The organism is Rhodovastum atsumiense (assembly GCF_937425535.1).
GTDB lineage: Bacteria > Pseudomonadota > Alphaproteobacteria > Acetobacterales > Acetobacteraceae > Rhodovastum > Rhodovastum atsumiense.
Map to the genome: position 1 here is coordinate 5,854,708 of NZ_OW485601.1, position 24,649 is coordinate 5,879,356.

At 71.0% G+C, this 24,649-nt stretch carries 23 protein-coding genes; 16 read left to right on the forward strand and 7 right to left on the reverse strand.

Features of this window, described 5'->3' with window-relative positions; all coding sequences use genetic code 11:
- Window positions 1–50: 50 nt before the first annotated feature.
- Complete coding sequence (gene purU / locus NBY65_RS26360) at window positions 51–911, reverse strand: formyltetrahydrofolate deformylase (protein WP_150043181.1); 861 nt, start codon at window positions 909–911, stop codon at window positions 51–53.
- A gap of 200 nt (window positions 912–1,111) precedes the next feature.
- On the opposite strand from purU, the gene NBY65_RS26365 reads away from it, so the two are divergent.
- From NBY65_RS26365 to NBY65_RS26390, 6 genes are all read left to right on the forward strand, one after another.
- Window positions 1,112–1,783 carry a 4Fe-4S dicluster domain-containing protein gene (locus NBY65_RS26365; protein WP_150043182.1) on the forward strand — a complete coding sequence of 224 codons (672 nt, stop codon included), beginning with the start codon at window positions 1,112–1,114 and terminating at the stop codon, window positions 1,781–1,783.
- Window positions 1,784–1,786: 3 nt separating this feature from the next.
- Window positions 1,787–2,779 carry an NrfD/PsrC family molybdoenzyme membrane anchor subunit gene (gene nrfD / locus NBY65_RS26370; protein ID WP_150043183.1) on the forward strand — a complete coding sequence of 331 codons (993 nt, stop codon included), beginning with the start codon at window positions 1,787–1,789 and terminating at the stop codon, window positions 2,777–2,779.
- 4 nt (window positions 2,780–2,783) lie between these two features.
- Window positions 2,784–5,453, forward strand: a complete 2,670-nt coding sequence (locus NBY65_RS26375; RefSeq protein WP_250265745.1) for a molybdopterin dinucleotide binding domain-containing protein — start codon at window positions 2,784–2,786, stop codon at window positions 5,451–5,453.
- A gap of 171 nt (window positions 5,454–5,624) precedes the next feature.
- Window positions 5,625–6,236, forward strand: coding sequence for a methyltransferase family protein (locus tag NBY65_RS26380; protein ID WP_150043185.1), 612 nt, complete (start codon window positions 5,625–5,627; stop codon window positions 6,234–6,236).
- 85 nt (window positions 6,237–6,321) lie between these two features.
- Complete coding sequence (locus tag NBY65_RS26385; protein WP_150043186.1) at window positions 6,322–7,203, forward strand: sulfurtransferase; 882 nt, start codon at window positions 6,322–6,324, stop codon at window positions 7,201–7,203.
- A gap of 94 nt (window positions 7,204–7,297) precedes the next feature.
- Window positions 7,298–7,924, forward strand: coding sequence for an NUDIX hydrolase (locus NBY65_RS26390; protein ID WP_150043187.1), 627 nt, complete (start codon window positions 7,298–7,300; stop codon window positions 7,922–7,924).
- 4 nt (window positions 7,925–7,928) lie between these two features.
- Here NBY65_RS26390 and NBY65_RS26395 read toward each other — a convergent pair whose 3' ends face one another.
- On the reverse strand, window positions 7,929–9,122 hold the full coding sequence (locus tag NBY65_RS26395) for an MFS transporter (RefSeq protein WP_150043188.1): 1,194 nt from the start codon (window positions 9,120–9,122) through the stop codon (window positions 7,929–7,931).
- Between the two features lie 83 nt (window positions 9,123–9,205).
- On the opposite strand from NBY65_RS26395, the gene recO reads away from it, so the two are divergent.
- Together recO and parC are read left to right on the forward strand one after the other, a co-directional pair.
- On the forward strand, window positions 9,206–9,952 hold the full coding sequence (gene recO, locus NBY65_RS26400) for a DNA repair protein RecO (RefSeq protein WP_150043211.1): 747 nt from the start codon (window positions 9,206–9,208) through the stop codon (window positions 9,950–9,952).
- A complete protein-coding gene (gene parC, locus NBY65_RS26405) occupies window positions 9,945–12,161 on the forward strand; it encodes a DNA topoisomerase IV subunit A (RefSeq protein ID WP_150043189.1) in 2,217 nt (738 codons plus the stop codon). Before recO ends, parC begins: the two co-directional genes overlap by 8 nt.
- 263 nt (window positions 12,162–12,424) lie before the next feature.
- Here parC and smpB read toward each other — a convergent pair whose 3' ends face one another.
- Window positions 12,425–12,910 carry an SsrA-binding protein SmpB gene (smpB, locus tag NBY65_RS26410; protein ID WP_150043190.1) on the reverse strand — a complete coding sequence of 162 codons (486 nt, stop codon included), beginning with the start codon at window positions 12,908–12,910 and terminating at the stop codon, window positions 12,425–12,427.
- Window positions 12,911–12,987: 77 nt separating this feature from the next.
- Window positions 12,988–13,866 (reverse strand): 4-hydroxy-tetrahydrodipicolinate synthase, encoded by an 879-nt coding sequence (dapA, locus tag NBY65_RS26415; protein ID WP_150043191.1) that lies wholly within the window; start codon window positions 13,864–13,866, stop codon window positions 12,988–12,990.
- Window positions 13,867–13,992: 126 nt separating this feature from the next.
- Between dapA and NBY65_RS26420 the strand changes: the two genes are divergently transcribed.
- The 6 genes from NBY65_RS26420 (at window position 13,993) to ftsH (ending at window position 20,603) form a co-directional block, all read left to right on the forward strand.
- On the forward strand, window positions 13,993–15,924 hold the full coding sequence (locus NBY65_RS26420) for a lytic transglycosylase domain-containing protein (RefSeq protein WP_150043192.1): 1,932 nt from the start codon (window positions 13,993–13,995) through the stop codon (window positions 15,922–15,924).
- Window positions 15,925–15,995: 71 nt separating this feature from the next.
- A complete protein-coding gene (locus tag NBY65_RS26425) occupies window positions 15,996–16,448 on the forward strand; it encodes a phosphatidylglycerophosphatase A family protein (protein ID WP_150043193.1) in 453 nt (150 codons plus the stop codon).
- 51 nt (window positions 16,449–16,499) lie between these two features.
- A complete protein-coding gene (locus NBY65_RS26430; protein ID WP_203330631.1) occupies window positions 16,500–17,000 on the forward strand; it encodes a CinA family protein in 501 nt (166 codons plus the stop codon).
- 138 nt (window positions 17,001–17,138) lie between these two features.
- On the forward strand, window positions 17,139–18,131 hold the full coding sequence (locus NBY65_RS26435) for a TerC family protein (protein ID WP_239002969.1): 993 nt from the start codon (window positions 17,139–17,141) through the stop codon (window positions 18,129–18,131).
- A 10-nt stretch (window positions 18,132–18,141) separates the two neighbouring features.
- The gene (locus NBY65_RS26440; protein ID WP_162530750.1) at window positions 18,142–18,765 is read left to right on the forward strand and encodes an exopolysaccharide biosynthesis protein; all 624 of its coding nucleotides are present in this window, start codon (window positions 18,142–18,144) and stop codon (window positions 18,763–18,765) included.
- 17 nt (window positions 18,766–18,782) lie between these two features.
- Window positions 18,783–20,603, forward strand: a complete 1,821-nt coding sequence (ftsH, locus tag NBY65_RS26445) for an ATP-dependent zinc metalloprotease FtsH (protein WP_150043196.1) — start codon at window positions 18,783–18,785, stop codon at window positions 20,601–20,603.
- 15 nt (window positions 20,604–20,618) lie between these two features.
- Here ftsH and NBY65_RS26450 read toward each other — a convergent pair whose 3' ends face one another.
- Complete coding sequence (locus tag NBY65_RS26450) at window positions 20,619–21,197, reverse strand: YqaA family protein (RefSeq protein ID WP_150043197.1); 579 nt, start codon at window positions 21,195–21,197, stop codon at window positions 20,619–20,621.
- 151 nt (window positions 21,198–21,348) lie between these two features.
- Between NBY65_RS26450 and NBY65_RS26455 the strand changes: the two genes are divergently transcribed.
- Both NBY65_RS26455 and NBY65_RS26460 read left to right on the forward strand, forming a co-directional pair.
- Window positions 21,349–21,798: a hypothetical protein gene (locus NBY65_RS26455; RefSeq protein ID WP_150043198.1), complete on the forward strand. Its 450-nt coding sequence runs from the start codon at window positions 21,349–21,351 to the stop codon at window positions 21,796–21,798.
- Window positions 21,799–21,810: 12 nt separating this feature from the next.
- A complete protein-coding gene (locus NBY65_RS26460; protein ID WP_239002971.1) occupies window positions 21,811–22,116 on the forward strand; it encodes a hypothetical protein in 306 nt (101 codons plus the stop codon).
- 93 nt (window positions 22,117–22,209) lie between these two features.
- Here NBY65_RS26460 and NBY65_RS26465 read toward each other — a convergent pair whose 3' ends face one another.
- Both NBY65_RS26465 and NBY65_RS26470 read right to left on the reverse strand, forming a co-directional pair.
- Entirely contained in the window at window positions 22,210–23,082 is an 873-nt protein-coding gene (locus tag NBY65_RS26465) for a phosphonopyruvate hydrolase (protein WP_150043199.1), read from the reverse strand.
- Window positions 23,079–24,623, reverse strand: a complete 1,545-nt coding sequence (locus NBY65_RS26470; protein WP_150043200.1) for an acetolactate synthase large subunit — start codon at window positions 24,621–24,623, stop codon at window positions 23,079–23,081. Before NBY65_RS26470 ends, NBY65_RS26465 begins: the two co-directional genes overlap by 4 nt.
- Window positions 24,624–24,649: the final 26 nt, after the last annotated feature.

Below are 24,649 nucleotides of genomic sequence, written 5' to 3' on the forward strand. Positions count from 1 at the left end.
GTGCCACGGGCGGGATGGGCATGGACCGGGGAAAAGCGGGCGATGTCGCTCTATTCGGCGAACACCACCGTGCGACGGCCGTTCAGCAGCACCCGGTCTTCCAGGTGATGCCGCAGGGCACGCGCGAGCACCCGCCGCTCGATGTCGCGGCCCTTGCGCACCAGGTCATCAGGCGTGTCGCGATGGCTGATGCGTTCGACGTCCTGCTCGATGATCGGCCCCTCGTCGAGGTCGGAGGTGACGTAATGCGCGGTCGCGCCGATCAGCTTCACGCCGCGCTCATGCGCCTGATGGTAGGCACGCGCGCCCTTGAAGCCCGGCAGAAACGAATGGTGGATGTTGATGCAGCGGCCCGAGAGCTTGGCGGACAGCCCGTCCGACAGGATCTGCATGTAGCGCGCCAGCACCACCAGATCGATCTTCTGCTCGCGGATCAGGCTCCAGAGCTGGGTTTCCTGCTCCATCTTGGTCATCCGCGTGACCGGCAGGTAATGGAACGGCACGCCATCGAAATCGAGATGCTCGTAGCTCTCGCGCGGATGGTTCGAAACGATGCCGGCCATTTCCATCGGCAGCTCGCCGATGCGCCAGCGATACAGCAGGTCGGCGAGGCAATGGTCGAACTTCGAGACCAGCACCATGACGCGCTTCCTGCGCGACACCGGCTGCAGCGCCCAGTTCATGTCGTACTCGCCGGCGATGCGGCCGAAACCTTCCAGCAGGTTGTCGAATACCGCCTTCTCGATGCCGTTGAAGCACACGCGCATGAAGAAGCGGCCGCCGACCGTATCGTCGAATTGCTGTGCGTCGAGGATGTTGCAGTGATGCTCGAAAAGGTAAGTTGAAACTCCGGCCACGATTCCAGGGCGGTTCGGGCAGGACAGTGTCAGGACGTACTGAGCGTCGGGCATGACGCGCCTTTCGGTGGACGGAGTGAAAAACGACGGGCCGGCGACAGCACCGGCCATGATCTTGCGCGGGCGACTTGTAACCTTGCGTCGCACAAACCGCCACCTGGGCCGCGCCGGCCCGGTCACGGGGCCGAATGTTGCTGCTTTCTCATTTGACATGAGTCAACGCCGCTGCGCCGGGACCGGGGCAGCTTGCGGCCATGGCAGCGAACTCCCTCCCGGGCCGGACGCGGCGCAGCCTGTTCCGCGGGGGGACCGCCGCGACGCAGGCCGCCGGTCCTGCCGCCCCTCGTCCGCCGGTGGCCACGGACGCGCCGCGCTGGGGCATGGTCATCGACCTTGCCCGCTGCATCGGCTGCCAGTCCTGCACCCTCGCCTGCGCCGAGGAGAACGGCCTGCCCGCGGGCGGCGCGCTGACCTCTGTCCCGGTCCGCGAGGTCGCGCGGCACGGCGCCCCCCGCCTGGAGATGCTGCCGCTGCTGTGCAACCACTGCGCCGAGGCCCCCTGCATCCCGGTCTGCCCGGTCGGCGCCAGCGTCCAGCGGCCCGACGGCATCGTGCTGGTGGATGCGGATGCCTGCATCGGCTGCGGCTATTGCGTGCAGGCCTGTCCGTATGACGCCCGCCGCCTGGACGCGGAGACCGGCACGGCGGATGCGTGCAGCTTCTGCGCCCACCGCCTCGATGCCGGGTTGCTGCCCGCCTGCGTGGAGAGCTGCACCGGCGGCGCGCGCATCTTCGGCGACCTCAACGATCCGGTCAGCGCGCCCAATCGTGCCCTGGCCGGGCGGGAGGCACGGGTGCTGCAACCGGCCCGGCGCACTGCGCCACAGGTCTTCTATTTCGGCCTCGCCACGGCGCAGGAGGACTGACCGATGCCGGCGTCTCCCCTGGTCTGGCAGGTCTGGACGGCACAGTTCCTGTTCCTGGCCGCGACGTCGTTCGGGGCGTTCCTGCTGGCCTTGCCCGGACGCGCCTTCGGGCATCCGCACTGGCAGCGTGTCTCGCGGCTGGGACTGCTGGTGGCGCTGGCCTGCGGCGTGGCCGCACCGGTAGCATTGCTGGCCGGTCTGGCCCAGCCCGCACGGGCCTTGACCATCTACGCGCGCGGCAACGGGTCGTCCGCGATGACCTCGGTCGCCTGGATGCTTCCCTGCTATCTTGGTGCGCTGGTGGTCTTCGCCTGGACCACGCTGCGCCGCGACCTCGCCGCGGCGGAAGGCCCCGGGCTGCGGGCGAAGCTGCACCGGATCGCCTCGCTCGGCGGCGGTGGCGCGCCGCGGCTGCGCCTGCTGGCCATGATCGCCGCCGCCGGCTGCGGCCTCGGCCTGCTGATCTGCGGCGCCAGGGTGCTGACCGCGGTGCCGGCACGGGAGCTGTGGAACACGCCGCTGCTGCCCTGGATCTTTGCCGTCGCCGGCCTCGCCGGCGCGCTCGGGCTGGCGCTGGTGCTGGACCGAAGCTGCGCCCCGGCCGGCAGCCGTACGCTCTGCGAGCCGCGGATGACGGCGCTGCTGGCGTGGGGCACGGTGGCGGCGCTGGCGATCTTGGCCGGGCTCGGCTGGGGGTGGATGGGGGGATCCCCGGTCGTGACCGCGCTGGCGGGGGCAGCGGGCCTCGCCTTGCTGCCGGCGTTGCTCCGCGCGGGCTGGTTGGTCGGCGGCATCGCCGCGGCAAGCGGCTGGGGGATGGACTGGGTCGTGCTGGCCGGTGGCCAAAGCCTTCCGGGGTCATCCGTCGCGGATCTGCTGCCTGATCTGCCGGCGTTGTCCGGCCTGCTCGGCGCGACCGGGCTGCTGCTGTTCCTGGTGATCGCATTGGCCGGATCCTTGCCGGTGCTGGGTCCGCATCGTCCCGGAAGGGCGTGAGCGCATGGCGTTTCGTCGCAGTTTGCTGAAGGCCGGCGCCGCCGGGGCCGGTCTCGCCGCCTTCGCCGCCGGCACCGCGGAGACCGGGCGCCGCCTGGTTTCCGGCCTCGCCGCCCCCCGCCCCGCCGGGCGGGCGCCGGCCCCCGAGGCCGTGGTCGATCCGCTGACAGGCGAGGTCACGCCAAACCCTGAGCAGTACGTGGCGCAGACGCTCTGCCAGGGCTGCGGCGCCGGCTGCGGCCTGCGGGTGCGGGTGGAGCGCGCCACCGGCCGCGTGCTGCGCGTCGGCGGGAACCCCTGGCATCCGCTTGTGGCCGATCCGCCGCTGCCCGACGCCACCACGCCGCGCGAGGCGCTGCGGCTGCTGTCGCGCCATCACGAGACCGGGCTGACCTATCGCGCAACGCTGTGTGGCCGCGGCGCCGCGCTGCCCGCCCAGGCCGCCGATCCCGGGCGCGTGCTGACCCCGCTCAAGCGGGTGGGGCCGCGCCATGCCGGGCGTTGGCAGGCGATCAGCCTCGAGCAGCTCATCCGCGAGGTGGTGGAGGGCGGCGACCTGTTCGGCGAAGGGCCGGTCGCGGGGCTGCGGGCCCTGCGCGACGATGCCCCGATCGACCCGGCGCGGCCACATCTGGGACCGCGGGCGAACCAGTTCGCCTGGCTGGGCACGGCCGAGCCCGGGCGTCTTGGGTTGGTGCGCCGTTTCGTGCGCCAGGGTTTCGGCAGCGTCAATCTCCTGGCCACGGACACGTCCCCCTCCTGGCCCGACATTGGGCAGGCTGCCTACGTGATCGTCTGCGGCGGCGGAACGGGCGATTCGTTTCGGCCGATGCTGCGTCGCCTCGCCGCGGGCCGTGCCACGGGGCGGCTCGATTATGTCGTCGCCGCACCGGTGCTCGGGACCTTCGACAATGCCGCCGCCGGCGCTCATGCCGGCTGGCTGCCGATCCGGCCCGGCACCGAACTGGCGCTGGCGCTCGGCATGATCGGTTGTATCATCGCGCAGGGGCGCTACGACGCAGAGTACCTGTCGCGCCCCCATGCGGCGGCCGGGACCGCGAGCTTTTCCAACGCGACGCATCTGGTGATCTGCGAGCCCGGCCATCCGCGCGAGGGCAGCTTCCTGCGCGCCTCCGATCGCGGCCACACCGCAGCCGACGAGGACGATCCCTGCGTGGTCGAGGACGCCGCCGACGGCACGCTGCGGCCGGCGACCGTGGTGCCGCGCGCCGCGCTGTTCGTCGATCGCCGCGTCGGTGGGCTGCGCATCCGTTCCAGCCTCGACCTGCTGCGCGAGAGCACGCAGGCGCAGCCGCTTGCGGCCTTCGCCGCCATCTGCGGCGTGCCGGCCGAGGCGCTTGCGGCGCTGGCCCGGGACTTCACCAGCCATGGCCGGCGCGCGGTGATGGTGCCGGGCATCTCCGGTACCGCCAATGGCAGCCTCGCGACCTTCGCGCTGATGACCCTGAACACGCTGATCGGCAACATTGGCTCTCCGGGTGGGATGCTGCCCGATGGCGACGCCTTCCCGGCCGAAGCCGCGGGACCGCGCTATGACCTCGCCACCTTTCCGGGCATGCGCGTGGCCTCTGGCGTGGTGTCATCCGCCGTCCCGGCGGAGTGGCTGGCGGCGTCGCTGCAGGGCACGCCCTATCCGCTGGGGGCGCTGGTCCTGTGGGGCGCGCCGCCGCTCGACGGCACGCCCGGATTGCGCGCGGCCCTGGCGAGAGATCTGGCCGACCCGAAAAAACTGCCCTTGATCGTGGCGATCGACCGTTTCGCCGACGGCAGCTCCGCCTTCGCCGACTACATCGTCCCGGACAGCATGGGACCTGAAAGCTGGGGCTGGGCCGCGCGCACACACACGGCCGGCTGGCCGGTGGTGTCGCCGCGCACCGCAACCAGCGCCGATGGCGCGCCGGTGACCCTGGAAAGCTTCCTGATCGGCTGCGCCAAGGCCCTGGGGCTGCCCGGGTTCGGGACGGCGGCGATCCGGGATGCGGCCGGCGCCGCGTATCCGCTGGTCCGCGCCGCCGATTGGTATCTGCGCGCCGGTGCCAATATCGCCTTCGCGGCCCCATCCGTGCCCGATGCCGGCGATGACGATCTGTGGCTGACCGGCCTTGATCGCCTGCGCCCGGAGCTGGAGGCCACGCTGAAACCCGGGGAATGGCGCAAGGTGGCGGGCGTGCTGGCACGCGGCGGGCGCTTCGCCGATCCGGGCACCGCGACGGCCGTGCCGCGCCAGGTAAACATCTGTCACGAAAACCTCACCTGCCCGGCCGGGGTGCCGCGCTGGGTGCCGCCCTCCTTCGCCGACGGCACGGCGCTGCAGGTGCCGTATCCGCCGGCGCAGTGGCCGTTCCTGCTGGTCAGCCAGCAGGACCCGGTGCCGGCAGCCGGCCGAACCGTATTGCTTCACCAGGACGATGCCGCGCGGCTCGGGCTGGGCAGCGGCGACACCGTGCTCGTCGAGACGCCGGACGGCCGCATGACCGGGACCGCAGTGCTGCGCGCCGGCATCATGCGCGGGGTGATCGCACTGGCCGGCGATGACCTCTCCCCCGGGCCGGGCCTGCGCGATCCGACCCGGACGGGCGAATCGCTCTGGGTCGACCCGGCCAGCGGGAGCGTCGTGCGACAGGGCTTGCCGGCACGGGTGATGCGCGCATAGGTGCAAGAACGTCACATTTGACGCGCCCCGTTTATTTCATTTAGAATGAAATGACTTGCCGTTCGCAGGGCACGGCCGGCCTCGTTGCCAACCGCCCCGGGCAGCCGGCCTGTCTCACCCTGCCATGGCATTGCAGGACGGGCTCCAACGAGCTGAACGGAAGGATCCGACATGGCAATCGGTGTGGTGATCGGCACGGCCGCGTATGCGCTGGCCTGGGTGGTATTCGGGGCGGTGGTCTGGTTCCTGACGCAGGACAAGGCCGAGGCGCTGCTGGCGCGGGCCTTCAAACGCAACCAGCGATTGGCGCGGAACGCGATCGGGGCGGTGCTGCTCGGGATCGTGCTGGTGGTCGGCGGGAAAACAGTTCCGGATCTGGAATGGCCGCGCCCCTGGCTGCTGCTGGTTCTGCAACAGGGGATCGGCATCGCCGGGCTGCTGGTGCTGCTGGCCGCGGCGCAGGCCCGCGATGTCTGGGCGCTGCTCGGCCTCCCCCTGGCCGGTGACGCCCAACCCGAACAGAATGCGCCATTCGTCGTGCGCGGCGTGCTCGCCTATGTGCGCCACCCCTTCAGCGCCGGCGCGATCCTGATCCTGGTGGCCCTGGTGCACGACCTGCGCTCGGCGGCCACGGCGATCTTCGCGATCATCGGCATCCTGGTCGCCTTGCGGCTGCAGGAGCGGGCATTGCTGCGCCGGTTCGCGGACTATGCCGCCTACCAGGCCCAGGTGCCGGCGTTGCTGCCCTGGCGTGGTCGCGCGTGGCGGCGCGCGGAAAGCTGAGTCCTGATCGTCCCCGCCGGGCGTTGCGCCTGAGCGACGGCATGGGTTAGCTGCCCGGACTGATACGGGTAAGGATGCAGCCTCCATGCCTCGTCGTCTCGTCGCCGTTCTCCTGGCGCTGGCGCTCGCCGGCGCAACCCTGGCCTCCGCCCGCGCCGCTGATCCCCTGGTCGCGGGGAGCTGGCTGGAAACGCGGCTGTCGGACGGGCCGGGAACGGGGAAAAGACTGGTCGTGCTGGATGTCCGCCCGGCCGCCGAGCACGCGGCCGGGCACGTGCCGGGGGCGGTCTCGGCCGAATACGGAACCGCGGGCTGGCTGGCCCGCCAACCCGGCGGCGCGGCCGGCGCCCTGCCCCCCATCGAGCAGATCGCCAGCACCATCGGGGCGCTGGGCGTCGGCAACGACGACCACGTGGTGATCGTGGCGGAGCACTTCCCGATGGCGGCTCGGGTCTACTGGACCTTCAAGGTGCTTGGCCATGCCGAGGTCTCGGTGCTCGATGGCGGCTGGAATGCCTGGCGCGGCCCACAGGAACGCGGCCCGGTGCAGCCGCAGCCGGCACAGTTCACGCCCCAGTACAACCCCTCACTGCGGGCGAGCCTGACCGAGGTGGCTCTGGCCGCATCCAGCGGCGCGGCGACGCTGGTGGACGCACGCCCGCTGGCGCAGTGGAACGGCACGGCACGCTCGCCCGTGGTGCGGACCGGCGGGCACCTGCCGGGCGCGGTCTGGGTGGACCAGCAGGCGACACTGGCGCCGGATGGCCGGCTGCAGCCGGCGGAACACCAGGCGAAACTGTTCAGTTCCCTCCCGGCCAAGCCGGTGATCACCTATTGCAACACCGGTACCCTGGCAGCCGGGGACTGGTTCGTGTTGTCCGAAGTACTGGGCCGGCCGAATACCAGGCTGTACGACGGGTCCATGTCGGAATGGACCGCCGATCCCTCCAGGCCGGTGATTCGGTAAGTCCAGAAAGGCAAGGGCTCCGCCCTTGACCCGGCAGGGGTCAGGGGACCCCTGCACCCCATTCGCGCTGCGCGGCATAAGGCACGGACACGCTATGACCGAACCCGACTGGTTGACCTGGGCACGGGAACTACAGGCGATCGCACAGACCGGCCTCGCCTTTACCCGCGATCCCTATGACCGGGAACGCTACGAAACCCTGCGGCTGCTGGCGGCACGGGCGATGGCGGCACACACGGATGGCAATGTGCAGCGCATCGTCGACCTCTTTGCCGGGGAACAGGGCTACGCCACGCCGAAAGTGGACGTGCGCGCCGCCGCCTTCCGCGACGGACGCATCCTGCTGGTGCGCGAACTGGTCGATGCCGGCCGCTGGACCCTGCCGGGCGGCTGGGCCGACGTGAACCTCACCGGCGCCGAGAACGTCGCCAAGGAAGTGATGGAGGAGGCCGGCTACACAACCCGTGCGGTCAAGCTCGCCGCCGCCTGGGACCGGACGCGGCAAGGACATCCGCCCTCACCGTTTTCCTGCCTCAAGCTGTTCTACCTGTGCGAGATCACCGGCGGCACCGCTTCGGACAGCCTGGAAACCCAGGGCGCGGCCTTCTTTGGCCCCGACGAGATCCCGGACGACCTCTCGCTCGGCCGCGTGCTGCCCGGGCAGATCCAGCGGATGTTCGAGCATTTCCGCCATCCGGAACTGCCGACCGACTTCGACTGACACCTCACCCCGGGGCGTGGCGCCGCAGCCGCAAGGGCAGCAGCACCAGCGCCGGGGCATGCAGCACCGCCAGCACCAGCATCGCACCCGACAGGCCCACCCGGTCAGTGAGCCATCCCGCGAGCGGGCCGATTCCGGCGAACAGCAGGTTCGCCATCATGGCGCCGGACGAGAGCAGCGTGGCGCGCAGGGCGGCCGGCAGGCGCGGCGTGACCCAGCCGCGCAGCACCGGGTCATAGAGCCCATGCATGGCGGAATAAAGCACAACACCGGCGAAGCCGGCGACGACCGACCACGCCCCCAGCCCGGCTCCGCCCACCCCCCAGGCCAGGAAGAACAACCCCGCCGCGGCGGCGAAGACAGCCGCCCCGCGACCGGGCCGGCTGGTCGGGAACAGCGTGGCCGCCAGCGCCGCGAACCCGATCGAAAGTCCCACCGCCCCGGCATAGACCATGCCGTTCCAGGCGATGCCGAAGCCCAGCCCGGCCAGCAGCGGCTGCAGGAAGAACAGCCCGACCCGCACCACCGAGTACACCGCCGCGAAGAACAGGAAGGCATCGGCGGCGAAACGGTCGGCGCGCATGAAGCCGGCCAGTTGCCGCAACAGCGCCACCGGCCCGCCATGGCCCGCCACCGGCCGTGTCCGGGGCTCCGGCAACCCGAGCGCGAGCAGCCCCGCCGCGGTGACGCAACCGGCGGTGCAGAACCAGGTGACACCGGGGCCAGCCGCCGCGGCAACCAGCCCGCCCCCGGCGCCGGCCAGCGCCGCCGCGCAATTGCGCAATGCCCAGCCAGCGCCCTCCACCCGCGCATACCAGCGCTCCCGCCCGGAGGCCGCCAGCGCTTCGTAGACCGCGGCGCTGTCGGCGCCCGAGGCCAGGCTGAAGGCGACGCCGAGCAGGATTTCGGCCACCAGGAACACGCCGAAGGAACTGCCCAGCCCCATGGTCAGGTAGCCGAACCCGGCGAGGAAGCCGCTGAGCGCAAGGCACAGCCGCCGCCCCGCGAGGTCGGCCAGCAGCCCGGTCGGCACGTCGCTGAGCACCTTCGCCACGTAGTACGCGCTTTCCAGCGTCAGGATGCGCGTCATGTCGAGGCCGCACCCCATGTAGAACGGCACGGTCACCGCCATGTGGAAATACAGGTTGCGCAGCAGGCGGAAGCCGAGGAACAGGGCGACGCTGGAGAGAGGATGCATGACGGCACGAGGATGTTGCGGTCGCGATGCTGGCAGCGCCGACCGGGGGGCGGAACCCCGGCGCGGGCGGCGGCAGGGTTGACATGGAGTGGGACGCGCCGGCGATCGTGCTGGATGCTCGCCCCTTCGGCGAAGGCGATGCGATCGCAACCGTCATGACCGAGGCGCAGGGCGCGCATCGCGGCCTTGCCCGCGGCGGCACGGGACGGCGCGGCGCCGGCACCTGGCAGCCGGGCAACCTGGTGCAGGTGCGCTGGGTCGGCCGCACCGCCGACCAGCTCGGCAGCTTCAGCGCCGAGCTGGTGCATCCCGCTGCCGCCCTCGCCATGGATGACCCGCTGCAACTGGCGATGCTGAGCGCGGCCTGCGCGGTGGCCGAGGGGGCGCTGCCCGAACGCGAATCGCATCCCCGCGTGTTCGCCGGCCTGCTGGCCCTGATTGCCCGCCTTTCCACCGGCGCGCCCCTGCTCGCCGGGCTGATTCGCTGGGAAGCGGAGCTGCTGGCGGAACTCGGCTATGGGCTCGATCTGTCCTCCTGCCCGGTGACCGGCGCGAGCACCGGGCTTGCCTGGGTTTCGCCACGCACCGGCCGGGCGATCTCCGACGAAGCCGCGGGCCCCTGGCGGTCGCGCCTGTTGCCGCTGCCGTCGCTGCTGACCCGGGAGAGCAACAGTGACGGCGATGCCGCACAATGGCGCGACGGGCTGCGGCTGACCGGCCATTTCCTGGCCCGCGACGTGTTCGGCCTGCGCCACCGCCCGTTGCCCCAGGCCCGTCAGGCGCTGTACGAGCGCGTCACCCAGATGGGGGAGACCGATTCGGATGCCTGACGACCTGAGTGGCAAGATCGAGGACACCAAGCTCGCGGACGCGCTGAGCGAGCGCTACCTCGCCTATGCCCTCTCGACCATCATGTCCCGCTCGCTGCCGGATGTGCGCGACGGCCTCAAGCCGGTGCACCGGCGGCTGATCTACGCCATGCACCAGTTGCGACTGGATCCCACCGCCGGCTTCAAGAAATGCGCCCGCGTGGTCGGCGACGTGATCGGTAAATACCACCCCCACGGCGACGCCTCGGTCTATGACGCGCTGGTGCGGCTGGCGCAGGATTTCGCCGCGCGCTTCCCGCTGATCGAGGGCCAGGGGAATTTCGGCAATATCGACGGCGATAACGCCGCGGCCATGCGCTACACCGAATCGCGCCTGACCGAGGTGGCGAAGGCGCTGCTCGCCGGCATCGACGAGGACGCCGTCGATTTCCGCCCGACCTATGACGGCGAGGAAAGCGAGCCCGTGGTGCTGCCGGGCGGCTTCCCCAACCTGCTCGCCAACGGCGCCGCCGGCATCGCCGTCGGCATGGCGACCTCGATCCCGCCGCACAATGCCGGCGAGGTCTGCGCCGCCGCCATCGCGCTGATCCACAACCCCGAGGCCAGCACCGCCGAGCTGCTCAGGCACATGCCCGGCCCGGACTTCCCCACCGGCGGCATCATCGTCGAGGAACCGGCCTCCATGCTCGCCGCCTACGAGCAGGGGCGCGGGGGCTTCCGCATCCGCGCGAAATGGGAGGTGGAGCGCGGCAAGCACGGCAACTGGGTGGTGGTGGTCACCGAGATCCCCTACCAGGTCCAGAAGGCCAAGCTGATCGAGCAGATCGCGCAACTGCTGGAAGAGAAGAAGCTGCCGCTGCTCGGCGACGTGCGTGACGAAAGCACCGAGGTGGTGCGGCTGGTGCTGGAGCCCAAGACCCGCGCGGTCGAGCCGGAAGTGCTGATGGCGACGCTGTTCCGCGCCACCGCGCTGGAAAGCCGTTTCCCGCTGAATATGAACGTGCTGACCGCCGACCGCACGCCGCGGGTGCTGTCGCTGCGCGAGGTGCTGCGATCCTGGCTGGACCACCGCCACGAGGTGCTGGTCCGCCGGGCGAAGCACCGGCTCGCCGCGATCGAGCGGCGGCTGGAAATCCTCGACGGCTTCATCAAGGTCTTCCTCAACCTCGACGAGGTGATCCGCATCATCCGCACCGAGGACGAGCCCCGGCCGGTGCTGATGAAGACCTTCGACCTGACCGAGGTGCAGGCGGAGGCCATCCTCAACATGCGCCTGCGCTCGCTGCGCAAGCTCGAGGAGATGGAGATCCGCCGCGAGCACAAGTCGCTGTCCAAGGAACGCAAGGACACCCAGGCGCTGCTGGCCAGCGAGAAGCTGCGCTGGGAGCGCATCGCCGGCGAACTGGAGAGCATGCGCGAGAAGTTCGGCGGCGGCGCGCTCGGCACCCGCCGCAGCGTGTTCGGCGACGTGACCGCGGTGGCCGAGGTGGCGCCCGAGGCCTTCATCGAGCGCGAGGCGATCACCGTCATCCTCTCCGACAAGGGCTGGATCCGTGCCGTGCGCGGCCAGGTCGCCGATCCTGCTGACCTGCGCTTCAAGGAAGGCGACCGGCTACGTCTGCTGGTGCCGTGCGAGACCATCGACCGGCTGTGCCTGTTCTCGACCAATGGCCGTGCCTACACGCTGCGTGCCGGCGACCTGCCGCGCGGGCGCGGCGATGGCCAGCCGGTCCGGCTGCTGGTGGAGATGACCAACGAGGACGACGTCACCGCGCTGTTCGTGCCGCGCGAGGGCCAGCGCTACCTGGTTGCTGCCAACAGCGGCCGTGGTTTCCTGGTCAAGGCCGAGGAGCTTTCGGCGGAGAAGCGCACCGGCAAGCAGATCCTGAACCTGCGCCCCGGCGAGGAAGCGGCGTTCTGCATCGCCGCCGAGGGCGACCACGTCGCCGTCATCGGCGACAACCGCAAGCTGCTGGTGTTCCCGCTGGAGCAGATACCGGAACTGGTCCGCGGTGCCGGCGTGATCCTGCAGAAATACAAGGAAGGTGGCCTGAAGGACGTGAAGGTGTTCCGGCTGGCCGATGGCCTGACCTGGAAGCTGGGCGAAAAGGTCCGCACCGAGACGGCCTTGAAGGACTGGCTGGGGGAACGGGCCCAGGTCGGCCGCCTGCCACCCAATGGCTTCCCCCGGAGCGGCCGCTTCAGCTGAAAGGCAGCGCTCCACAGCAATCGTAGGGCGGATAAGCGAAGCGCAATCCGCCATCGCAAGGCGCCGGTCTTGCGATGGCGGACAACATCCGCCCCACGTCAATCTGGTTCGTTGCCACGGCAGAGAAAATAACGGGGTCCAAGGCCAGCGCCCGTCAATGGAGTGCGATCACCTTGCGGAGCGTTGCGATGGCGGATTGCGCTGCGCTGATCCGCCCTACACTTGCTGAAAATGAGGTGCAGGGGCCTTGTGGCCCCGGATCTTCACCCGCGTTCGCGCATCAGCCGGGCCTTGTCGCGCTGCCAGTCCCTTGCGGCGATGGCGTGTCGCTTATCCCCTTTGGTGCGTCCCTGCCCCACCCCAAGCTGCACCTTGGCGATGCCCCGGTCGCTGAAGTGAATGTCGAGTGGCACCAAGGTAATGCCATCCCGCGCGACGGCGCCCAGCAGCCGGCGCATTTCCTTGCGCTTGAGCAGCAGCTTGCGGGGGGCGCGCGGCTCGAAGCGTGAGAGCACGCCGCCCTGGTATTCCGGGATGTAACAGTTGAACAACCACAGCTCGCCTTCGCGTTCGCCGGCCCAGGCTTCGCCGAGCGTGGCGCGGCCGTGGCGCAGCGACTTCACTTCCGGTCCCTTCAGCACGATCCCGGCTTCCACCTGTTCCTTGATGGTGTAGTCGAAGCGTGCCTTGCGGTTCTGGGCGGCGATGCCGTGGGAGATCAGGGAGGATTTTTTCTTCGCGGTGGCCATGGGGACAACCTAGCTCAGCCCCCTCCGCGTGTGGGAGGGGGCGATATGGCCGAAGGCGATGTGGCCGGCGGGGCCGGTCAGTTCAGCAGGCCGACCTCGGCCATGGCGGCGCGCACGCGGGCCCGGGTGGCCTCGCCGCAGGGGGCGAGCGGCAGGCGGCAGGTTTCCGCGGTGTGGCCGAGCAGGCTGGCCGCGTATTTCACCGGGCCGGGGCTGGTTTCCGTGAACAGGGCGTCATGCAGAGGCAGCAGCCGGTTCTGCAGCGCCATGGCCTCGGCGACCCGCCCGTCCTGCCAGGCGGCCTGCATCTGGCTACACAGGCGCGGGGCGACGTTGCCGGTCACGCTGATGCAGCCCGCCCCGCCGGCGGCAAGGAAGGCGATGGCGGTATGGTCCTCGCCGGACAACTGGCAGAATGCCTCGCCGCAGGCGCGGCGGGTGTGCAGCGGCCGGGCCAGGTTGGCGGTCGCGTCCTTCACGCCGACGATATTCGGGTGCTTCGCCAGCCGCGCCATGGTCTCGACGCTCATGTCGATCACGCTGCGCGGGGGGATGTTGTAGATGATGATCGGCAGGTCGACCGCGTCCGCGATCGCCGTGAAATGCAGATAGAGCCCTTCCTGGGTCGGCTTGTTGTAGTACGGCGTGACCACCAGGGCCGCGTCGGCACCGGCCTGCTTCGCATGGCGGGCCAGGTCGATCGCCTCGGCGGTGCTGTTGCTGCCCGCGCCCGCGATCACCGGCACCCGGCCCTTCGCCACCGCGACCGTGATCTCCACCACCCGCTTGTGCTCTTCATGCGACAGGGTCGGGCTTTCGCCGGTGGTGCCCACCGGCACCACGCCGTGCGTGCCTTCGCGGATCTGCCAGTCGACGAAGCGCTCGAGGGCTTTCTCGTCCACGGCACCGTCCGCGCTCATGGGGGTGATCAGGGCGACGAGCGACCCTTTGAACATGACGTTTGCTCCGGTGCGGTCGGGTAATGGGGCGGGCAGCGCAAGCTAGGCGCGCAACTGATGCGCCGCAAGGCCGGGCCTTGTAGAACCATCTGCATGTCTCCCCTTCGCCCCCGAGTCGTGTCGATGGTCGCGTTGCTCATCCTGCCGTTGCTTCTGGTCCTCGCCACCCCCGCCCGGGCGCAGGAGGTGATGGCGCTGGTCCGCACCGAGCGCTGGGCCGCGGCCGATGCCGCCGCCGCCCGCCTGCCCGACCCGGTGGCGCGCAAGCTGGTCACCTATTTCCGGCTGATGACGCCGGGGGCAGCCGCGATCGGCGAGATCGACGCCTTCATGGCGGAAAGCCCGGACTGGCCGCTGCAGGGCACGTTGTCGCGCCGGCGCGACGACGCGGTCGCGGTCGAGCCGGACGACAGCGTCGCCGCCACCGCCTGCGACGGCGGCCGGTTCCTCCCCGTCGCCGCCCCCGCCGCGCTGCTGCGCTGCGCCGAGGGCTACAACCGGCTCGGCCGCGCCGGCGACGCGGCCAACGCGGCCCGGCAGGCATGGCTCGGCGGCATCACCGACAGCGCCGGGGAAGCCCGGTTCCTGCAGCGCTGGGGCAGCGTGCTCACCCGCGCCGACCAGTCCGCCCGGTTCGAGCGCCTGATCTGGAGCGATCTCGCCGCAGCCCAGCGCCAGGCGGCCCGGCTGGATGCCACCGAGCGCTCCGCCGCCGAGGCCAGGCTGGCGCTGCGACGCGACGATCCGGGCGCGCTGTCCCTGGTCGCGGCCTTGCCGGATGCCGCCCGCCAGGATCCCGGGCTGGTGCTGGAGCAGGCGCGCTGGCTGCGCCGGGCCAACCAGGACAGCGAGGCGGCGGCGTTCTGGAAGACCACCGTGACCGCCGCGGAGCGCCGCGCCCCGCCGGAACGCCTTGCCGCCTTCTGGGAAGAGCGCAACGTCATCGCTCGCCGCCGCCTGCGCCAGGGGGCCGCCGACGAGGCCTACGCCCTGGCGGCCGGGCATGCGCAGACCCGCGGCGAGGGCCTGCTCGACGCCGAGTTCCTGGCCGGCTTCATCGCCCTGCGCAAGCTCGGCAATGCCGGCGCGGCGGTGCCGCATTTCCGCACCCTCGCCGATGCCTCGGCCTCGGCGATCACCCAGGCGCGGGCGCATTTCTGGCTGGGCCGCGCCTTGGCCGCGCAGGGCAACGAGGCCGGGGCACGCGCCGAATATGGCATCGCCGCCGGCTATCCCTCGACCTTCTACGGCCAGCTTGCCATGGTGGCGCTCGGCCAGGATCCGGTCGCCCGCATCCGCGCCACCCGCGACCCGGCGGCCGATCCGCAGCGCGCGCTCGATTTCGCCAGCCGGGAACTGGCCCGCGCCGCCGCCTATCTGGTCGGCTGGGGCGAGCCGCGGCGAGCGCAGCCCTTCCTGTTGCGACTGAACGACGTGCTGCCGGACGGCGCCGACCGGGCGCTCGCGGCCCGACTCGCCAACGGGTTCGGCCTGCCGGAAGTGGCCATCACCATCGCCCGCCGGGCCGGCCGCGACGGGCTGGCCCTGCTCGATGCGGGCTGGCCTGCCGCCGCCGAGATCCCCGCCGGAGCCGGCGTCGAGCCGGCGCTCGCGCTCGGCATCATCCGCCAGGAAAGCAGCTTCGACACCGGCACGATCAGCCCGGCCGGGGCACGCGGGTTGATGCAATTGATGCCGGCCACCGCGACCCAGGTGTCCCGGCGGCTCGGCCTGCCGGCCTCGATCCCGGCGCTGAACGGGGATCCGCGCTACAATGTCCAGCTCGGCACCGCCTATCTGCGCCAGTTGCTGGACCGGTTCGACAACAGCGTGCCGCTGGCGGTGGCCGCCTACAATGCCGGGCCGTCGCGGGTGGCCGAATGGCTCGACACCTATGGCGACCCGCGCGGCGGCAACGTCGAGATGCTCGACTGGATCGAGCAGATCCCCTTCAACGAGACCCGCAACTACGTGCAGCGGGTGACCGAGAACCTGGTGGTCTACCAGGCGCAGCGGGGCGGGACGGCGGTGCTGCCGATCGCGCAATGGCGGTGACCGGCGCTGCCCCCGGCTTGCCGCCCCCGGGGGCGCGTGAGAGAATCGTTCCGGTACTGCAAGGCCATCCCATGACCCTTCCGCGACTGGTGGCGACGTTTCTCGGCGCGGGGCTGTCGCCCGTGGCGCCCGGCACGGTGGGGTCGCTTGCCGCCCTGCTGCCCGGCGTGCTGCTGCTCTGGGCCTCGCCGGTCCTGCTGGCCGTAGCGGCGCTGCTGTCGATCCCGGCGGGATTCTGGGCGGTGCGGGCGGCGCGGGCCGAAAGCGATCCGGGATGGGTGGTGATCGACGAGGTCGCCGGGCAGTGGATCGCCCTGCTGGCGCTGGCGCGTCCGGCCCCGCTCGGCATCCTGGCCTGTTTCCTGGCCTTCCGCCTGTTCGACATCCTCAAGCCCGGCCCGATCGGCTGGGCGGAGCGCCTGCCCGGCCCGGCGGGCGTGATCATGGATGACGTGCTGGCGGGGCTTGCCGCCGGCCTGCTGGTCAGCGCCGTGCAGCTGGCCCTGCCGGGATGGCTCGACTGACCTACCTTCTGCCCTGAGTATAAAGGGTCGGACAGGGGCCGGAGGGGAATGATGATCGACGCGCGCGTGCTGGCGCAGGCCGAGGAGTTGCTGGCGGCGAGCCGGGCCGCCGGGGTGCGGATCGCCACCGCCGAAAGCTGCACCGGCGGGCTGATCGCGGCGACCCTGACCGCGATCGCCGGCAGTTCCGACGTCGTGGACCGCGGCTTCGTCACCTATTCCAACCAGGCCAAGACCGCGATGCTCGGCGTGCCGGCCGGGCTGATCGCCTCGGTTGGCGCGGTCAGCGAGGCGGTGGCGCGGCGCATGGCCGAAGGCGCCCTGACCCGTTCCTCCGCGCAGTTGGCCATCGCGGTGACCGGGATCGCCGGCCCGGGCGGCGGCAGCCCGGACAAGCCGGTTGGGCTGGTATGGTTCGGACTGGCGCGCACCGGGCGCTTCACCGCCTCGCTCCGCCATGTCTTCCCAGGCGACCGGCAGGCAGTGCGCGCCGCCACGGTGGCCGAAGCGCTGCTGCTGCTGCGCGCGGCCATCGGACCGGAGCCGGGTTGACGAATCCCCCGCCCCTTCCCAGATGGGGCGAGATCAAGCCCGGATCCGGGCCCCTCTGACGGCGAGGCGTCGCCGTGATGTCGGATCCTTTCACCTGCCTTTGCGCCGACGGGCGCGATCGCATCTGGAGGGACGACAGTGCTCCCCGACCTGCCACTCCCGCTTCCCGACCTGTCGGCGCCGCTGCTCGGCACGCCGGCCTGGACCTGGCTCGCCTTCGGCGGGCTGATCGTGACCCTGCTGGCGTTCGACCTCGGGGTGCTGCACCGGCGCAGCCGCGTCATCGGCGCCGTCGAGAGCCTGTGGATGAGCGCGGCCTACATCACCATCGCGCTCGGCTTCGGCGGCTGGGTCTGGTACCTGATGGGCCAGGAAGCCGCGCTGCTGTACACGACCGGCTTCCTGGTCGAGAAGACACTGGCGCTCGACAACGTTTTCGTCATCTCCCTGATCTTCGCGCAACTGGCGATTCCGCCGGCGTTGCAGCACCGGGTGCTGTTCTGGGGTGTGCTCGGCGCCATCGTCATGCGGGCGGTGCTGATCCTGCTCGGCGCGACGCTGGTGACCCATCTGTGGTGGGTGCTGCCGGTCTTCGGCCTGTTCCTGATCTGGACCGGCGCGAAGATGCTGCTCTCGGGCGGCCAGGGACCGGAGCCGACCGGAGACGGGCTGCAGCGCTGGCTGCGGCGGATCCTGCGGGTGACGCCCGAGCCGCATGACGCCCGCTTCCTGGTGCGCCTGCCCGATGCCGCCGGACGCCGCGTGCTGTACGCGACCCCGCTGCTGCTGGCGCTGATCATGGTCGAGGCGGCCGACCTGGTGTTCGCCGTGGATTCGGTGCCGGCGGTGCTGGCCATCACCACCGACCCGTTCCTGGTGATCACCTCCAATGTCTTCGCCATCCTGGGCCTGCGGGCGCTCTATTTCGCGCTGGCGGCGAGCATCCGGCGGTTCACTGCGCTGGGCTGGGCGCTGGCGCTGGTGTTGATCTTCATCGGCGGCAAGATCCTCTGGAGCCTCGGCATCGGCCATGTCGATCCGGCGTTGTCGCTCGGCGTCACCGTCGCCCTGCTCGCCGGTGGCGTTCTTGTGTCGCTGCTGCGCCGGTCTGACCGGCCGGCGGCCGGTTGAGGATTTCAGGATGACCGCTGCCATCACGACCCCCGTCTCCATCCGCCTGGCCACGCTGGGCGAGACGCTGGAGGGCCATGAGGACGCCACCGTCGGCGACATCGTCGATGCGCTCGGTGATGCCGGGCTCGGCCTGATGCTGCTGCTGCTGGCGCTGCCGGCGATGATCCCGATCCCCGGCCTGCCGGTGGGCCTGGTGTTCGGCCTCGCCATGGTGGCGCTGGGCGCGCAGATGGCCAGCGGCGCGCACCGGCCCTGGCTGCCCGGCCGGCTGCGTCGCCGCCGCCTGCGCGGGCGGATGGTGACCGAGGCGATCCGCCGCAGCCTGCCCTGGGTGAAGCGGATGGAAGCCTGGCTGCGGCCGGGCCGCCTGCGCGACCTGACCTCCGGGCGGGTGCAGGCGGCGCTCGGCCTGCCGGTGGCGGTGCTGGGCCTCGCTTTGGCCGTGCCGATCCCCTTCGGCAACAACGCGCCGGGGCTGGCCGCGGCGGTGCTCGCCTGCGGGCTGCTGGTGCGCGACGGCGGTGCCGTCCTCGCCGGGCTCGGCCTGACCGTGCTGTCGGTGCTGGTGGTCGGCGCGCTGGTCGTCTCCGGCGCCCATGTCTTCGACGCCGCGCTCGCCCTGTTCGTCTGATGCCCGCGAAGAATCCCATGACCCGTCACGCGAAAATCAACATCCTCTATTTCTTCGCCGCCGCCTTCGCGGTGCTGCTGGTGCACGAGCTGGCCATGTTCGGGGTGCAGACCCGCACCATCCCCTGGAGCGAGTTCGAGCAGCTGGTCAGCCAGAACAAGGTCGAGTCGGTGCAGGTCTCCGACCGGTTCGTGCAAGGCGCGCTGAAGGAGAAGCTGCCCAGCGGTGAGACCCGGTTCCAGACCACCCGGGTCGATCCGGACATCGCGGCGCTGCTGCAACCCCACGGCGTCAAAGTCACCGGGGTGATCGAGAGCACCTTCCTGCGCGACCTGCTCGGCTGGACCCTGCCGATCCTGCTGTTCATGGCGGTGTGGTGGTTCGTGATCCGCCGCATGGCCGAGCGGGGTGGCATGGGCGGCGGGCTGATGTCGATCGGCAAGAGCCGCGCCAAGGTCTACATGGAAGCCAATACCGGCGTCACCTTCGAGGACGTGGCCGGCGTTGACGAAGCCAAGGACGAGCTGCGCGAGGTGGTGGATTTCCTGCGCGACCCGCAGCGCCATTCCCGGCTCGGCGGGCGCATGCCCAAGGGCGTGCTGCTGGTCGGGCCGCCGGGCAGCGGCAAGACGCTGCTGGCCAAGGCGGTGGCCGGGGAAGCGCATGTGCCGTTCTTCTCGATCTCCGGCTCGGAATTCGTCGAGATGTTCGTGGGCGTCGGCGCCGCGCGCGTGCGCGACCTGTTCGAGCAGGCGCGCCAGAAGGCCCCGGCCATCATCTTCATCGACGAGCTGGATGCGCTCGGGCGCGCCCGCAATGCCGGCTTCGCCGGCGGGCACGACGAGAAGGAGCAGACGCTGAACCAGTTGCTGGTGGAACTGGACGGTTTCGACACCACGACCGGGGTGGTGCTGCTGGCCGCGACCAACCGGCCGGAAATCCTCGACCCCGCCCTGCTGCGCGCCGGCCGCTTCGACCGGCAGGTGCTGGTGGACCGGCCGGACAAGCCCGGACGGATCCAGATCCTGCAGGTGCATCTGCGGCGGGTGCGGCTCGCGCCGGAGGTGGATGCCGAGAAGATCGCGGCGCTGACGCCCGGCTTCACCGGCGCGGACCTGGCCAACCTGGTGAACGAGGCGGCGCTGCGCGCCACACGGCGCGGCGGCGAGGCGATCACCATGGCCGATTTCGACCATGCGGTGGAACGGCTGGTCGCCGGGCTGGAGAAGCGCAACCGGCTGCTCAACCCGCGCGAGCGCGAGATCGTGGCGTATCACGAAATGGGGCATGCGCTGGTGGCGCTGGCCCTGCCCGGCACGGACGTGGTGCACAAGGTCTCCATCATCCCACGCGGCATCGGCGCGCTCGGCTACACCATCCAGCGCCCGACCGAGGACCGCTTCCTGATGACGCAGGAGGAGCTGGAGAACCGCATGGCGGTGCTGATGGGCGGGCGCGCCGCCGAGTTCCTGGTGTTCGGCCATCTCTCCACCGGGGCCGCCGACGATTTGCGCCGCGTCACCGACATCGCCCGCGCCATGGTGGTGCGCTACGGCATGTCGGAGCGCCTGGGCAACGTCGCCTACGAGAAGGACCGGCAGGGCTTTCTCGGCCCCGGCGTGGCGATGCCGGCCGAGCGCGAATACGGGCCCGACACCGCCTCGGTGATCGACCACGAGGTGAAGGCGATCACCGACGCGGCCTTCGCGCGCAGCGTCGAGCTGCTGCGGGCCCGCCGCGAGGTGCTGGACCGCACCGCACGGCGGCTGCTGGAGCGGGAGACGCTGGACGAAGCGGAGCTGAAGGCGCTGGCCCAGCCCAGGCCGGCGGCGGCCTGAGCCGCCGCCGGAGCCTCACAGCAGCTTCAGCGCCAGGAACCCGCCGATGATGCCGGCGGCCGTGACGGTGGTGACCAGGGTCAGCCGGCGCTCGATGAAGTCGCGCACCGGCTCGCCGAACTGGCGCAGCAGCGCGGCCACCAGGAAGAACCGGGACGCGCGGGTCACGGTGCTGGCCAGCATGAAGACCAGGAAGTCGAACTTCGCGGCGCCCGAGGCAATGGTGACGATCTTGTAGGGGATCGGCGTCAACCCCTTGATCAGGATCACCCACAGGCCCCATTCGGCGTATTTCGCCTGGAAAGCCTGGAACGCAGCCTCGTAATGATACGTCGCCAGGATCGGCCGGGCGAGCTGGTCGAACAGCGCGTAGCCGATGAAGTAACCGAGGGCGCCACCGGCCACGCTCGCGGCGGTGCAGATGAAGGCCAGCCGCCAGGCACGCTCGGGCCGGGCGAGCACGGTCGGGATCAGCAGGGCGTCGGGTGGGATCGGGAAGAAGCTGCTCTCGGCGAAGCTGACCAACGCCAGCCAGAGCCCGGCGCGCCGGCTGCCGGCCAGCGCGAGAACCCGGTCGTAGAGTCTTCGAAGCATGAAACAAACCCCAGTTCGCGCGGGGGATGCCACGTCGAAACGGCCGCGGCAACCCGGGCCGGATCACCACTGCGCAAGCGGCTATTGCCGATGGTGGTCGCATCGGAGGAATGGCATCTAGGCTGCAAGCACTGAATTCCGGAGGATCTCCATGCGCCGCATCGTCGCCTGCCTCGCTCTCGTGCTGGCCGCTCCCCTGGGCGCGCAGGCACAATCGGGGCCGCCGCATGCCTGGCTGTTCGGGACCTGGACCGGCGGACTCTACCCGGCCCCCGCCCGGCCCACCGCGGCGCAGTGCCTTGCTCATCCCACCGTGATCTTCACCCAGGACGTGGTGCTGCGGGCGACGCTGATGGACGTCATCTATCTGCAACGGGAGATCGAGACGGCGTTGACAACCGCAGGATCGACGGAGATCCGCTTCGTCGCTGCCGCCCCCGTGGGCAACGGGCTGCTCGGCGTGGCGGCCGGCCCGGGGGCGCCCGGCTTCGGCTGCGAAAGCCCCGACGTGCTGCACGTGCAGCGCCATGGCGAGAACGAAATCATCTTTCCCGGTTGTGCCGATTTTCCCAACCCCCTGGTGCGCTGCCCCTCGCCCTGAGCCGCCGGAGGCATGACCATGGATCTCGCCGGCTTCCGCCAAAGCCTGGATGCCCCTGCCCCGCCGACCTTCGCCTCGCTCGCCCTGCAAGGGCTGTGGTGGGACGGCAAGGGCGACTGGGACCAGGCACATCGCTGCGCCCAGGACCAGGACGACGCGCCCGGCGCGGCAGTGCACGCCTATCTGCACCGCAAGGAAGGTGATCCGGCGAACGCACGCTACTGGTACGCCCGCGCCGGCCGCCGCCCTGTGGACGGCGCGTTGGAAGACGAATGGACCGCGCTGGTCTGCGAGTTGCTCGCGGCGGAGCCGCCGTAGCTGTAGGGCGGATGCAATCCGCCATCGCAAGGTTCCCCAGTGTGGCCGGCTTGCGCTGGCGGATTGCATCCGCCCTACAGCCAAGGACGACGTTCAGCGCAGGAAGCGCGCCTCCAATGTCCGCATCTCCTGGTCGCCTTGCAGGGCAAAGATCTCGTTGACGCTGGCGATCCGGTCTTCCACCCCCGCCAACCCGCCTTCGGCCAGGATGCGCGCGAAGGTGTCGCGCATGGCGGCCACGGCGGCGCGGATCGCGTGGTTGCCGCAGATGATCAGCCCGACCTTCCCCAGCGCCGCCACCTCGGCGAAGGAAAGCTGCGGATAGGCGGTCGGCACCAGCACCAGCGGCACCCGCCCGGACCAGGCGCGGCAGACCTCCAGGATCTCGTCAGGCGTCTTCTGCTTGCTGTGGAACAGCACCGCGTCGGCACCGGCCTCGGCATAAGCCTCGGCGCGACGCAGCGCCTCGTCGCGGCCGAGCCCGGCGATCAGCGCCTCGGTGCGCGCCACCACCAGGGGGCCGCCGGGCAGGCGCGCGGCCTCGATCTTGCCCTGGAACTCGGCCATGGGCACCAGCACCTGCCGCCCGCCGGGGCGCAGGCTGCTATCCTTGGGGAAGGTCTTGTCCTCCATCACCACCGCGGCCACGCCGGCGGCGGCGTAGCGCGGCACCGCATAGGCGACGCTCACCGCGTTGCCGAAGCCGGTATCGATGTCGGCCACCACCGGGGCGGGCTGGACCTCCACCATGGCGCGCATCATCGCCAGGTGCGTATCCATCGACAGGATGTTGGCGTCGGGCACGGCGTAGGAGGCCGAGAGTTCGAAGCCGCTGCCCCAGATGGCGTCGAAGCCGGCCTCGGCGGCAAGCTTCGCCGCCAGCGGGTTGTGCGCGGCCATGGCGATGGCCGGGCGGTCGGGGGTCAGCCGCGCCCGCAGCCGGGCGGCGGGGGTTGCGGGCGTCATGGGATTGCCAGCTCGATCACGAACGGCCCCCGGCGCGACAGCGTCTGTGCGAACAGGTCATTGAACTGCTCCATCGTTTCGGCGCGGGCGCCTGCCACCCCCATGCCGGCGGCGATCTTCACGAAATCGAGGTCCGGCCGGCTGAGATCCATCATGTCGAGCGCGGTGCGGCCGGGATTGGCGCCGACATTGGCCAGCTCGCCGAGCAGGATGGCGTATTTGCGGTTGGCGAGGATGATGGTGGTCACGTCCAGGTTCTCGCGCGCCTGCGTCCACAGCCCCTGGATGGTGTACATGGCCGAGCCGTCGGCCTGCAGCGTGACCACGCGCCGCCCCGGGCTGGCGACCGCGGCCCCGGTGGCCAGCGGGATGCCCTCGCCGATCGCGCCGCCGGCCAGGGCGAGCCAGTCATGCGGCGCGGCCTGCGCGGTGGCGCCGAAGATCGAGCGCCCGAAGGAGACGCTTTCGTCGATGATGATGGCCTGCTCCGGCAGCAGCGCGGTCAGCGAGCGGGCGAGCGCGTCGGCGGTGACCGGCCCACCGGCTGGCTCGACCTGGGCGCGGTGCGGGGCGGGCGGCGCCGCCGGGGCATCGAGCGCGTCGGCCAGCGCGGCCAGCGCGCCGGCGAGGTCCTGTTCGGGACGGGCCAGCACGTGCACGGTGGCATCGGAGGGGGTCACCACGCCGGGCTTGCCGGGATAGGCGAAGAAGCCGACCGGCGGGCTCAGCGCGCCGACCAGGATCACGTGGCGGATGCCGGCGAGCGCCTGGGTGGCCAGATCGATCGCATAGGGCACGCGATCGATCGGATGGCGCCCGGCGCCACGCTCGATGCGGCGGTTGGAGGTGGGGGCATAGAGCCTGGCCCCGGTGGCGGCGGCGATGCGGTGGGCGTCGGCCAGCGGGCCGGCGCGCAGGGCATCGGTGGTCAGCAACAGCATGCTCGGTTCGCCGCGGCGCAGCAGGCGGGCAGCCTCGGCAATGGCGTGCGGATCAGCCTGGGGTCGCGCCGGCACCGGCAACGGCGCGGCCGGCATCCCGCCCGGGTTCCAGCAGGTGTCGGAGGGCAGGATCAGCGTGGAGATGCCCCCCGGCGCGATGAAGGCGGCCTGCACCGCGGCGGCAGCGTCGCGGCCGACATCCTCGGCGCGGGCGCAACTGCGCACCCAGCCGGAGACGCCACGCGCCCAGCCTTCGGTGTCGGCGGTCAGCGGCGCGTCGAGCGGGCGGTGATGCGTGGCCTGATCCCCCACGCAATTGACCATCATCGTGCTGGCGCGGCGGCCGTTGTGCAGGTTGGCGAGGCCGTTCGCGAGGCCCGGCCCGCAATGCAGCAACGTCGCCGCCGGCTTTTCCGCCATGCGGGCATAGCCGTCGGCGGCGCCGGTAACCACGCCCTCGAACAGGCCGAGCACGCAGCGCATGCCGGGGACGCGATCGAGGGCCGCGACAAAATGCATCTCGCTGGTGCCAGGATTGGCGAAGCAGGTATCGATCCCACAGGCCAGGAGCGTGTGCACCAGGCTTTCGGCGCCGTTCATGGGCGTGATTACTCTCTCTCTGCGTT